The sequence below is a fragment of the Polynucleobacter sp. es-GGE-1 genome (assembly GCF_018882005.1).
Classification (GTDB): Bacteria; Pseudomonadota; Gammaproteobacteria; order Burkholderiales; family Burkholderiaceae; genus Polynucleobacter.
Genome location: NZ_JACVPE010000002.1, coordinates 163,243 through 175,912, shown reverse-complemented (window position 1 = coordinate 175,912; position 12,670 = coordinate 163,243). Strand labels below are relative to the sequence as shown.

General features: G+C 46.0%; 11 protein-coding genes. 6 read left to right on the top strand and 5 right to left on the bottom strand.

Annotated features, from left to right (window positions below; all coding sequences use genetic code 11):
* Positions 1–59: 59 nt before the first annotated feature.
* Together ICN35_RS01885 and parC are read left to right on the top strand one after the other, a co-directional pair.
* Positions 60–2,048 carry a DNA topoisomerase IV subunit B gene (locus ICN35_RS01885; protein ID WP_215317953.1) on the top strand — a complete coding sequence of 663 codons (1,989 nt, stop codon included), beginning with the start codon at positions 60–62 and terminating at the stop codon, positions 2,046–2,048.
* A gap of 164 nt (positions 2,049–2,212) precedes the next feature.
* Positions 2,213–4,507, top strand: a complete 2,295-nt coding sequence (gene parC / locus ICN35_RS01880) for a DNA topoisomerase IV subunit A (RefSeq protein WP_216123877.1) — start codon at positions 2,213–2,215, stop codon at positions 4,505–4,507.
* Between the two features lie 9 nt (positions 4,508–4,516).
* On the opposite strand, the gene ICN35_RS01875 is transcribed toward parC, so the two are convergent.
* A complete protein-coding gene (locus ICN35_RS01875) occupies positions 4,517–5,476 on the bottom strand; it encodes an XdhC family protein (protein ID WP_216123798.1) in 960 nt (319 codons plus the stop codon).
* Between the two features lie 47 nt (positions 5,477–5,523).
* Here ICN35_RS01875 and ICN35_RS01870 point away from each other — a divergent pair, with 47 nt between their 5' ends.
* Positions 5,524–6,165, top strand: a complete 642-nt coding sequence (locus tag ICN35_RS01870) for an NTP transferase domain-containing protein (RefSeq protein ID WP_216123797.1) — start codon at positions 5,524–5,526, stop codon at positions 6,163–6,165.
* Positions 6,166–6,172: 7 nt separating this feature from the next.
* Here ICN35_RS01870 and ICN35_RS01865 read toward each other — a convergent pair whose 3' ends face one another.
* Genes ICN35_RS01865 through ICN35_RS01855 form a run of 3 tightly spaced genes read right to left on the bottom strand, consistent with a single transcriptional unit; the run spans position 6,173 to position 8,757 of the window.
* Positions 6,173–6,628, bottom strand: a complete 456-nt coding sequence (locus ICN35_RS01865; protein ID WP_216123796.1) for a RidA family protein — start codon at positions 6,626–6,628, stop codon at positions 6,173–6,175.
* A gap of 52 nt (positions 6,629–6,680) precedes the next feature.
* Positions 6,681–7,856, bottom strand: a complete 1,176-nt coding sequence (locus ICN35_RS01860) for a VWA domain-containing protein (protein WP_216123795.1) — start codon at positions 7,854–7,856, stop codon at positions 6,681–6,683.
* 19 nt (positions 7,857–7,875) lie between these two features.
* Positions 7,876–8,757: a MoxR family ATPase gene (locus ICN35_RS01855; protein WP_216123793.1), complete on the bottom strand. Its 882-nt coding sequence runs from the start codon at positions 8,755–8,757 to the stop codon at positions 7,876–7,878.
* Positions 8,758–8,930: 173 nt separating this feature from the next.
* On the opposite strand from ICN35_RS01855, the gene ICN35_RS01850 reads away from it, so the two are divergent.
* Together ICN35_RS01850 and ICN35_RS01845 are read left to right on the top strand one after the other, a co-directional pair.
* A complete protein-coding gene (locus ICN35_RS01850; RefSeq protein ID WP_251371992.1) occupies positions 8,931–9,296 on the top strand; it encodes a cytochrome c in 366 nt (121 codons plus the stop codon).
* 13 nt (positions 9,297–9,309) lie between these two features.
* Positions 9,310–9,663: a cytochrome c gene (locus ICN35_RS01845; protein WP_215317945.1), complete on the top strand. Its 354-nt coding sequence runs from the start codon at positions 9,310–9,312 to the stop codon at positions 9,661–9,663.
* 85 nt (positions 9,664–9,748) lie between these two features.
* Here the strand turns inward: ICN35_RS01845 and ICN35_RS01840 are convergent, their stop codons facing one another.
* A complete protein-coding gene (locus tag ICN35_RS01840) occupies positions 9,749–10,387 on the bottom strand; it encodes a GntR family transcriptional regulator (protein ID WP_216123791.1) in 639 nt (212 codons plus the stop codon).
* Positions 10,388–10,454: 67 nt separating this feature from the next.
* Between ICN35_RS01840 and scpA the strand changes: the two genes are divergently transcribed.
* On the top strand, positions 10,455–12,665 hold the full coding sequence (gene scpA, locus ICN35_RS01835) for a methylmalonyl-CoA mutase (RefSeq protein ID WP_216860794.1): 2,211 nt from the start codon (positions 10,455–10,457) through the stop codon (positions 12,663–12,665).
* The last annotated feature ends 5 nt before the right edge of the window (positions 12,666–12,670 follow it).

Genomic DNA, 12,670 nt, shown 5'->3' with positions numbered 1-12,670 from the left:
GACAGGGGAATTCGGGAAAAGTTCCGACTTAGGCTCAGACATGACTACAATTTGCGCGCATGGCTACCCGTAAAACTTCCGAATACAGCGAATCGTCGATTCAGGTCCTCAAAGGACTAGAACCAGTCCGTCAGCGTCCTGGGATGTACACCCGCACTGACAATCCTTTGCATATCATTCAAGAGGTCTTAGATAACGCTTCCGATGAAGCTCTGGGCGGATTTGGTAAGCAAATCATGGTTACTTTGCATACAGACGGCAGCGTAAGCGTGGAAGATGATGGTCGCGGTATTCCAGTGGGTATGCATCCTACAGAAAAGTTGCCTGTCGTCGAAATCGTCTTCACACAGCTTCATGCTGGCGGTAAATTTGAAAAAGGTACTGGTGGTGCTTATGCTTTCTCTGGCGGCTTGCATGGTGTCGGTGTCTCTGTAACAAATGCACTGTCTAAACGATTAGAGGTCACTGTTTGGCGTGATGGTCAAGTTTCTACCTTGACCTTTGCTGATGGCAAAGTGATTGAGAAACTCAAATCTAAATCCTCCACTAAAGACGATAAGTCACATGGCACGCGTGTGCGTGCATGGCCCGACGGTAAATATTTTGATAGCTCCGCGATTCCGATGGCAGATCTGATTCGCTTGCTCAGATCCAAAGCAGTTCTTTTGCCAGGCGTCAAAGTCACATTGATTCAAGAGAAGTCTGGCGACAGTCAAACATGGCAATATGCCCAAGGCTTACGCGGCTACCTCAATGAGGCGATTGCCCAAGCTGGGCATGGTCCGGAAGTGATCCCAGCCTTTGAAGGTGAGCAATACGCTACTGGCACTGGTGAAGATGATTCCTTTGCCGAAGGCGAGGGCGCAGCCTGGGTAGTGAGCTGGACCGAAGATGGCGCACCGGTCCGTGAAAGTTATGTGAACTTGATTCCAACACCTGCCGGTGGAACACATGAAAGTGGTTTGCGTGAAGGTCTCTTTAATGCTGTCAAAGGTTTTATTGAGATGCATGCTTTGCAACCAAAGGGTGTGAAGCTCATGCCTGAAGACGTGTTCGCACGCGCTTCCTTTATTTTGTCTGCCAAAGTATTAGATCCACAATTTCAAGGTCAGATTAAAGAGCGCTTGAATTCGCGAGATGCAGTGCGTTTGGTTTCTGGATACGCAAAATCAGCTCTAGAGCTTTGGCTCAATCAACATGTTGACTATGGTCGCAAGCTTGCAGACTTGGTCATTAAACAAGCACAGGCTAGAACACGAGCTGGTCAAAAAGTCGAAAAGAAAAAGTCTTCTGGCGTCGCGGTACTTCCTGGAAAATTGACGGATTGTGAGAGTGAGGATATTGCCCAAAACGAGATCTTCTTGGTAGAGGGTGATTCAGCAGGTGGCTCAGCCAAAATGGGTCGTAATAAGGAATATCAGGCCATCTTGCCCTTGCGAGGTAAGGTTTTGAATACTTGGGAAGCAGAGCGTGATCGCCTATTTGCAAATAATGAAGTCCACGATATTGCGGTAGCGATTGGTGTTGACCCACACGGTCCGAATGACAATCCGGATCTGTCTAACTTGCGTTACGGCAAGGTTTGTATCTTGTCTGATGCGGATGTTGATGGCGCGCATATTCAAGTATTGCTGCTCACCTTGTTTTACAAACATTTTCCAAAACTCATTGAGTTAGGCCATGTCCATATTTCTAGACCGCCGCTCTTTAGAGTAGATGCACCTGCGCGTGGTAAAAAACCAGCACAAAAAATTTATGCGCTCGATGCGAGCGAGTTGCAAGCCATTGAAGATAAGTTGCGCAAGGATGGCGTCAAAGAGTCTGCCTGGCAGATCTCTCGCTTTAAAGGCTTGGGTGAGATGAGTGCCGAGCAATTGTGGGATACCACCCTCAACCCAGATACGCGGCGTTTGTTGCCGGTTACTTTAGGCACCTGGACTGAAGATGAGACCTTTAAAACCATGGATATGTTGATGGGTAAATCAGAGTCTGGTGCACGTCGTGATTGGCTAGAAGAGCGTGGCAATGAAGTGGAGGCAGATATTTAATGGCTACGAAAAAGACTCCAGGCATGAAGCCAGCAGTTGAGCAGGCAGATCTATTTTCATCCTCTATCGAAGAGAGGGAAATTGTTGAGCTTGATCAGGCTACTGCATCAAAAGGACAATCCTCAACTCCGAATGGCCCCAAGGATCCACACGATTCTAAAACCATGAATCTCAATGAAGACAATAAAGACAGTTTGACGCTAGCCGTCTATGCTGAGCGTGCCTATTTGGATTACGCGATTAGCGTTGTCAAAGGTCGTGCATTACCAGATGTCTCTGATGGTCAAAAGCCTGTCCAGCGCCGTATCTTGTTCTCGATGAGCGAAATGGGTTTGCGCGCCGATGCTAAGCCCGTGAAGAGTGCTCGTGTTGTGGGTGATGTATTAGGTAAATTTCATCCGCATGGCGACCAATCAGCTTATGACGCTTTAGTTCGTCTAGCCCAGAGCTTTTCATTGCGCTATCCATTAATTGATGGGCAAGGTAATTTCGGTTCACGTGATGGCGATGGTGCTGCAGCGATGCGTTATACCGAAGCCCGCTTAACCAAAATTGCCGGCTTATTACTCAGTGAAATCGATGAGGGTACTGTCGACTTTGCACCAAACTATGACGGCTCATTTCAAGAGCCGAAGCTATTACCAGCACGCTTACCATTTGTTTTATTAAACGGTGCCTCTGGGATTGCAGTAGGTATGGCTACTGAAATTCCTTCGCATAACTTGCGTGAGGTTGCTTCTGCAGCAATCGCTTTAATGAAGTCACCCAAGCTCTCAACAGCTGATTTATTAGAGATCATGCCAGGCCCAGACTATCCAGGCGGTGGTCAGATTATTTCTTCTGCAGCTGAAATTGCGCAGATCTATGAAACTGGCCGTGGCAGCGTTAAAGTGCGTGCCCGTTGGTCTGTAGAAGAGTTGGCCCGTGGTCAATGGCAGGTCGTTGTTAATGAATTACCACCATCTGCTTCATCGCAACGTGTCTTGCAAGAAATCGAAGAGATCACCAATCCTAAAGTGAAGGTTGGCAAGAAGACCCTAACTCCTGAACAAAATAATCTCAAATCTACGATCTTGAACGTGCTCGATGGAGTGCGCGATGAGTCTAGTAAAGATGCTGCAGTGCGCCTGGTGTTTGAGCCAAAGAGTAAGAATATTGATGTCAATGAGTTCGTAAATCTGCTATTGGCGCATACCTCCTTAGAATCTAATGCACCGATGAATTTGGTGATGATTGGTAATGATGGTCGACCACGTCAAAAAGGCTTAAAAGAGATTATTTCTGAGTGGATAGCGTTCAGAGTGGCAACAGTCACACGTCGTACTCAGTTCCGCTTAGGCAAAGTTAAAGACCGCATGCATATTTTGGAAGGGCGCTTAACGGTTCTTCTCAATATTGATAAGGTTATCAAGATCATTCGCAATAGCGATGAGCCCAAAGCTGATCTGATGAAAGAGTTCAAACTTACAGATCGTCAAGCTGAAGACATTCTTGATATTCGCTTGCGGCAATTGGCGCGCTTAGAGGGCATCAAGATTGAGCAAGAGCTTAAAGAGCTTAAATCCGAGCGTGATGATTTAGAGGGTTTGTTACAAAGTGATACTGTTTTACGTAAACGCATCATTAAAGAAATCGAATCTGATATCAAAGATTTTGGTGACGATCGTCGCACTTTGATTCAGGAAGATAAGCGTGCTGTTGCAGAAACGAAGGTGATTGATGAGCCAGTCACAGTGATCGTTTCTCAAAAAGGCTGGGTCAGGGTGCGACAAGGCCATGAGCATGACGCCACACAATTTAGCTTTAAGGCTGGTGATGCGCTCTATGCAACCTTCGAGGTGCGAACGGTAGATGTTATTCAGGGCTTCGGTAGTGATGGCCGTGTCTATACAGTGCCTGTGAGCGAGCTTCCTGGTGCACGCGGCGACGGCTCTCCATTGACCAGCTTTGTAAACTTAGCGGCAGGCTCGCAAATGGTCGCTTATTACGCTGGTCAGCCTGATGATTTGGTATTACTTTCTACTAAAGCAGGTTATGGTTTCTTGGCTAATGTGTCGGATATGACTACACGCAATAAGGCTGGTAAATCTTTTATTACTGTCGATGCTAAAGTGTCGGGTGATGCCCCTTTAGGAGCCACTCAGGTACAAGTTGGCATGAAGCAAGTTGCTTGCTTATCAGAAGCTTCTAAGTTGCTTGTATTCCCGTTAGATGAGCTCAAACGTCTGCCAACTGGTGGCAAAGGCGTGATCTTGATGGGCTTGGATGACAAAGAGTTTATGGCTTCTGCCATTGCGGTGGGACCTAATGGCGCTACCTATTCAGGGGCAGGACGAGCCGGTAAGCCTACTGAACTAAGTTTAGATGCAAAAACCCTAAAGTCGTTTGCTGGCAACCGCGCACGCAAAGGTCATTTTGTTGAGCCACGCCTCAAAGAGGGCAAGCTGAAGGCTAACTAAGCCGAAAAATTAAACTTTCTTCGGAATCGCAACACCGTATTTAACGGCGATCACTTCCGCCAGAATAGATACTGCGATTTCTGGTGGGGTGAGTGCTCCGATGTAGAGGCCCACTGGCCCATGCAAGCGCTCCACCTCCTCTTTGCTGACATCAAAATCGATTAAACGCTCTTTGCGTTTTTGAGTGTTATTGCGACTACCTAAAGCGCCCACATAAAAAGCGGGGGACTTTAAGGCTTCCATCAGCGCCATGTCATCAAGCTTGGGATCGTGTGTTAGCGCCACAACAGCAGTATGGGGGTCGACACCAATCTCGAGTAAAACATCATCTGGCATACCTTTGATAAAAGTCACGTCATCACGATTAAGACCTTCGGCATATTCTTCTCGTGGATCAATCACAATGACCTCAAAGTCAGAGGCTAAGGCAAAGTCTGCGGTGTACAAAGATAACTGACCAGCACCAATGATTACCATGCGCCAACGGGGTCCATAAGTGGTGCACATCTCAGTAGCCGTGCAAGTAAATTCATCATTCCGATTACCGACCTGCAAAGTCGATTTACCACTAGCGATATTGACACTGCGTCTTGTGACTTGGTGTGAAGTGATGGACTCAAGTAATTTCTCAAGCACTGCTAATTCGGGTCTAGGCTCTACCAAGAGACGTAAAGTGCCGCCACAGGGAAGTCCAAAGCGCGCGGCTTCTTCTTGACTCACGCCATAGATCACCATTTCAGGGGTATCGCGCGTCAGAATTTCAGTTTGGACGCGGCTAATCAAGTCATCTTCGACGCATCCACCCGATACGGAGCCTGCTACTTGACCATCTTGTCGAATCGCTAGCCAAGAGCCCACAGGGCGGGGTGCTGAGCCCCAAGTTTGGACTACGGTAGCAATAGCCACAGGGTGACCCGCTGTTAACCAGCTCACTGCAGATTTGAGGACGCTTAAATCAGTACTATTCATGTAATGTCTTTTTATATTTTTTTAGATTCTTATTTATTATCACTCTAATGACTCTATCGGGTAAATCTACCAATCTTAAGCTGGCCATTGTCCTATTGGCTGCTGGTGAAGGAAGTCGCATGGGCTCGATTCCAAAAGCCTTGCTTCGTCAAGATGGAAAAAGCTTGTTAGAAACCTTCTGTGCCTCTGTTGATATGCTTAATCCAGTGGAGTTTTTGGTCGTGACTGGATTTCATGCGCAAGCTATTGAAGCCGAATTAAAACGCGTAGGTAAAACGACCAATGCAGCAATCACCGTCATTCATAATTCGAAGTCTGCTCAGGGTCAGGGCTCATCGGTGCGACTGGCTCTAGAGAGTCTACAAAGTCAATTTGATGTACTTGCGGTGTGTCTGAGCGACCAGCCTCACATTACCGATCAAGAGTTGATGGTTTTATTGGAGCAGTTCATAGACCGAAAAGATCCAGAAGAAATAGTGATGCCACAAGTCAATGGACAACGTGGTAACCCAGTATTGCTATCTAGAAAGGCAGTAGAGGCAATTTTGTCAATGCCGAACATGGTGTGTCGACCTTATATGGATCAACACCCAGACTTAGTCAAAATTTACGAAACAGATCATGCAGCCTTCATCCTCGATGTCGACACCGAAGCTGACATCCAGAAACTAGGGATCACACGTACTTAGAGATTATTTAGATCTCTGCGATCAGTTCAATCTCAACGCAAGCACCTAATGGGATTTGCGCTACGCCAAAAGCGCTGCGGGCATGTTTGCCAGCATCGCCAAAGACTTCGAATAAGAGTTCTGAGCAGCCGTTAACAACAAGGTGCTGTTCTGTGTATTCGTTTGTAGAGTTCACTAAGCCCATTACCTTGACAATCCGTTTAACTTTATCGAGCGAGCCAAGATGATTCTGTAATGTAGAAATCAAATCAATTGCGATTGAGCGAGCGGCCGCTTTGCCAGTCTCGGTATTCATATCCTGACCTAACTTGCCAACCCAAGGTTTGCCATCGTGCTTGGCAATATGACCAGATAAAAATACCGTATTACCAGTTGTTGCTGCCATCACATAAGCCGCTGCTGGTGGTCCAGGTGGAGGCAAATCAATGCCAAGGGTTTTCAGGCGATCGCTAATCATGCTCATAGTGTTATTTCAATCTTTAAAAGATATTTAATGAAAGAATCTTACTGCTTAATTATTTCGAGAGCTGACGCATTGCGCTCTCGAGACCATTTAAGGTCACTGGATACATATGATCCTTCATAAGGTTTTTCATGATATCGATGGATTGTCGATACTCCCAAATGGATTCTGACTCTGGATTAAGCCAGGCAAAGTGAGGGAAGTGATCTAAGAGGCGGTTAATCCAAACGGCGCCAGCCTCTTGATTGTTATATTCAACTGAGCCATTTGGGCTCAAGATTTCATAAGGTGACATGGTGGCATCACCTACAAAAATCAGCTTGTAGTCAGGACCATATTTATTGATGATGTCTTGCGTAGAAGTGACTTGATCTCTACGACGACGATTACTTTGCCAGAGATTTTCATATACGCAATTATGAAAATAGTAATACTCCAGATGCTTGAACTCTGCTTTGGCAGCGGAGAATAATTCTCCTATCTGCTTGATGTGGTCATCCATCGAGCCACCGACATCCATGAGAAGCAATACTTTGACTTGATTGTGCCGCTCAGGTCGCATCTGAATATCGAGCATGCCAGCATTCGCAGCAGTCGAATGTATGGTCTTATCTAAGTCGAGCTCTAACACTGAACCCTCTCGAGCAAAGCGACGAAGACGTCGTAATGCAACTTTGATATTGCGGGTGCCCAAGGCAAGATCACTGTCGTAATCCTTAAATTCTCGAGCCTCCCATACTTTGATGGCAGTGCGATTGCCTGCGCTTTCCCCGCCAATTCGAATGCCCTCTGGGTGATAGCCACTATGCCCAAAAGGCGAGGAGCCACCAGCCCCAATCCATTTATTGCCACCACCATGCCAATCTTTTTGCTCTTTCAGTAATTCTTCAAGACGTTTCTTAAGCGCTTCTGGACCGCCCAGTTTTTGGAGTGCCGCTTTTTCTTCATCGGTTAAAACGCGTTGTAGTTTCTTTTCTAGCCACTCCATTGGAATATCAGGAACCAGGGCGATGATTTGCTCAACACCTTTAAAGTACGAGCCAAATACCTGGTCAAAGCGATCAAAGTGTTGCTCGTCTTTCACGAGCGTCATTCGCGAGAGTTGGTAAAACTCATCGATCGACGGGTTGATGACGCCTGACTTTAATGCGTCTAAGAGAGTCAAAAACTCTCTTACTGAAACCGGTACCTTAGCCTCTTTCAGATTGAGAAAGAATTGAATCAACATCGCATGAGCCTAAGAGCAATTAGCGATGGTTACGATTCATCATCACTAAGCGCTCAAATAAATGAACATCTTGTTCATTCTTTAATAAAGCGCCGTGCAGTGGAGGAACAACGATCTTGTCATCTTGACTATAGAGTGCATCTGGAGGAATGTCTTCTGCCAATAAAAGCTTGAGCCAGTCAATGAGTTCAGAGGTAGAGGGCTTCTTCTTCAGCCCTGGCAGCGAGCGTATTTGGTAAAAGGCTTTGAGGGCCGCCTCTAGGAGATCTTGTTTGATACTGGGGTGATGCACATCCACGATACTTTGCATAGTTTTAGCATCAGGGAAAGTGATGTAATGAAAGAAGCAGCGACGCAAAAAGGCATCTGGTAATTCTTTTTCATTATTGGAGGTAATGATGACGAGAGGGCGATGCTTTGCCTTAATCAGCTCGCGGGTTTCATAGACATAGAATTCCATGCGATCAATTTCACGCAAAAGGTCGTTCGGAAATTCAATGTCTGCCTTATCAATTTCATCGATGAGCAAAACAGTGGATTCGTTTGCTTCAAAGGCTTGCCATAAAACACCTTTGACTATGTAGTTGCGAATATCTTTAACCTTTTCATCGCCCAGTTGAGAATCGCGCAAACGACTGACAGCGTCGTATTCATATAAACCTTGTTGTGCTTTGGTGGTGGACTTGATGTGCCACTGCAAGAGTGGCATTTTGAGAGCGGCAGCGACTTCCTCAGCCAGCATGGTTTTGCCTGTACCTGGCTCACCTTTGATCAACAGGGGACGCTGAAGCGCTATCGCCGCATTGACTGCCAGTTTGAGGTCATCGGTCGCAACATAGCTTTGACTACCATCAAAGCGCTTTGAGTTTTGGGCAGAGGATGTGTTGAGTTGGTGGGTCATGAGAGGCAATCTAGAGGTCTTTTATCGGATGATTAAGTATAGGGAAATAGTGCCCAATCTTCAGTATTTCTCTTGATTTAGAGCTCAGAAATGAGGAAATCATGGTTAGGAGGACGTCTCTCCGCTATACTCTCGGTGGTTGATTTAAATCAAACTGATAAATACAGATTTCTATGAAAAAACTCTCCATTCTTACTCGATTGCTTGTTTGTGCTGGCATAGCATTAACTGGATTTGCCGCTCAGGCTGATGAAGTTAAAGGCAATGCGGCTGCGGGCAACGGCAAGGTTTGGCTTTGTGTTGGCTGCCATTCCATCCCCGATTACCGTGCTGACTATCCGTTGGTTTACAGAGTGCCTATGTTGGGCGGCCAAAATGCCGCTTACATTGCTTCCTCCTTGGCTGAATACAAGAAGGGCAACAGAAAGCATCCATCTATGCGAGCTATCGCCGCTAGCTTGTCTGACCAAGATATGGCTGATATTGGCGAATACTATGCTGCGCAAACTGCCAGCTCACCTAACAACCCATTGAAGTGATAGAGACACGTTTATGAAATTTGCACTAGTTACAGCAGTTTTGCTTTCCAGTATTGGCTTGGTTCATGTTGCTAACGCTGCCAGCGTTGAAAAAGGTCAAGCTTTAGTTGAGAAAGCCAATTGCGCTTCTTGCCATGGTGCTGGTTTAAATGCACCGATCCTGCCTGCCTACCCAAAATTGGCTGGTCAATATCCTGATTACATTTATTACGCCTTGAAAGCTTACAAAGTAGGCAATGGAAATGCTCAATATGGACGTAATAATGCCGTGATGGGCTCGCAAGTTCAGGCATTCTCTGATGCTGACATGCAGGACATTGCAGCTTATGTTGCCTCTTTGCCTGGAAACTTCGTCATTAAGAAGTAAATCCGTTTCAGCAGTTCTTCATTGGGTATTCAATACAATGGCTTAGAATAATCTTCTAAGCCATTGTTATTTATAGTAAAAACTTTTATCTCAAAGCTTCTAAGCCTCTCGCAAAGTGTTTGCGCATAGCAGTTTCAGCCCCAGTTTGGTCTCTTTTCAATAGGGCATTGAGGATGTCACGATGCTCCACTAGAGAGTTTTGTAGTCTTCCTGTGCTGGTTAGAGAATCCTTCCGATGTAATTTAAGCACCTTACGAAGATCTGCAATGACCCCATTCATCCAGCGATTTCCGGCGATTTCTTGGATTAATTCATGAAATTTGCCATTAATCTCGAAAAATTGCTCAATATCTCGATCTGCGGCTGCCTTTTCAAGACGGTGATGCCAATAGTCCAATTGATTTAACTCATCTTCGCTTGCTTTAGCGGCCGTTTCTCTAGCTGCTTCACCTTCCAGCAGCGAGAGGATCGTATAAATTTGCTCTAAATCTTTTCTGGCGACCTCAGTGACATATGCTCCACGGCGCATTTTGATAGTCACTAGCCCCTCAGAGGCGAGTACTTTAATAGCTTCGCGCATCGGGGTTCGACTGATTCCAAATTGTTCTGCCAAGCGTTGTTCATCTAGCCAGCTTCCAGGAGCTAGTTCCTTAGCAAAAATTTGCTCTCGGAGACGATCGGCCACGTCTTCGTATAAAGGTCGATTATTCAGTTTTGTATTCATAATTATGAATACATGATATCTAGACAAATTCTAAATAGTCAAGCAGAATTACGAAATCTTAGATGCAATGCAACATATTAAACAGGAGCGCTTTGTGAGTTCAGAAAAGAAAAGTCCAGCTAGTGCATGGCCATCGTTTCCAGAAGTCAATTTAGAGGCTTGGAAAAAGTCTGCCCAAAAATCAGCACCAAATGGCGATGTAGATAAGCTGGGCTGGAATACTCCTGATGGTATTCAGTTAAAAGCGCTTTACACCTCATTAGACACAGAGAACTTAAATTACACCGATACTTTGCCTGGTTTCGAGCCTTATGTGCGCGGACCACAGGCAACAATGTATTCCGTGAGGCCATGGACGATTCGTCAGTACGCAGGATTCTCCACTGCAGAAGAATCGAATGCCTTTTATCGCAAAGCATTAGATGCGGGTGGACAAGGTGTCTCTGTTGCATTCGACTTAGCAACACATCGCGGTTACGACTCTGATCATCCACGCGTTACGGGTGACGTTGGTAAGGCGGGAGTAGCCATTGACTCTGTAGAAGATATGAAGATTTTGTTCGATGGTATTCCGCTGGACAAAGTGTCTGTATCGATGACGATGAATGGTGCTGTATTGCCAGTGTTAGCGGGATATATTGTTGCTGGCGAAGAGCAAGGTGTTAAGCAAGAACTGCTATCAGGCACCATTCAGAATGACATTCTGAAAGAGTTCATGGTGCGTAATACCTATATTTACCCGCCAGAACCATCGATGCGCATTATTGGCGACATCATTGAGTACACCGCACAACACATGCCGAAATTTAACTCGATCTCGATATCGGGTTATCACATGCAAGAAGCTGGAGCAAACCAAGTATTGGAATTGGCATTCACCTTGGCTGACGGTAAGGAATATGTCAAAACAGCGCTTGCTAAAGGTTTGGATGTTGATGGCTTTGCTGGGCGTCTTTCATTCTTCTTTGCAATCGGCATGAACTTCTACCTAGAAGTTGCTAAATTACGTGCGGCACGCTTGCTGTGGTGGCGCATTATGAAATCATTTGAACCACAGAATCCAAAGTCTTTGATGTTGCGGACGCATTGTCAAACTTCGGGCTGGTCATTGACAGAACAAGACCCCTATAACAATGTCGTGAGAACTACGGTTGAAGCGATGGCTGCCGTCTTTGGCGGCACTCAATCCTTGCATACCAATTCCCTAGACGAGGCAATCGCTTTGCCTTCTGAGTTTTCAAGCCGCATTGCTCGTAATACGCAGTTGATACTTCAGGAAGAAACCCACATTACTAGCGTGATCGATCCCTGGGCTGGCTCTTACATGATGGAGAGCCTCACTCAAGAGATGGCCGATAAAGCTTGGGACATCATTCAAGAGGTTGATGCGATGGGCGGCATGACAAAGGCAGTTGAAAGTGGTTGGGCTAAGCTCAAGATTGAGGCAGCAGCAGCTGAAAAACAAGCCAAGATCGACTCAGGCACTGATGTGATTGTTGGCGTCAATAAATATAAGCTGGGCAAGGAAGATCTTGTGGATGTATTAATGATCGATAACGACAAGGTTCGTGAAGGTCAAGTCACGCGTTTAAAACAAATCAAAGCCAAGCGCGACAGTAAAAAAGTAGAGGCTGCATTAGAGGCGTTAACTAAGGCTGCAGAAGATCACTCCGGTAATTTATTGGAGTTATCTGTTAATGCAATTCGTTTGCGTGCGACCGTTGGTGAAGTGTCTGATGCGTTGGAGAAAGTTTACGGGCGCCATCGCGCCGATACTCAAAAGGTGACCGGAGTGTATGCAGCTGCTTATGACTCAGCCGAGGGTTGGGCAAAATTACAAACTGAAATCGCTGACTTTGCCAAAGAGTTTGGTCGTCGCCCTCGCGTGATGATTGCCAAACTTGGCCAAGATGGACATGACCGTGGGGCTAAAGTCGTAGCAACTGCCTATGCGGATTTGGGCTTCGATGTGGATATTGGACCCTTATTTCAAACACCAGAAGAATGCGCCCGTCAGGCGATTGAGAATGACGTTCATGCTCTAGGTGTATCGACTTTGGCGGCAGGTCATAAAACTCTAGTGCCAGCCATCATTGCTGAATTGAAGAAACAAGGTTCTGATGACATCATCGTTTTTGTCGGCGGTGTAATTCCAAGACAAGACTATGAGTTTCTTTACGAAGCAGGTGTCAAAGGGATTTATGGTCCAGGCACCCCAATTCCAGCTTCGGCAAAGGATGTGCTTGAGCAAATTCGTCAATCTGTAAAACCTGTTTGATACAA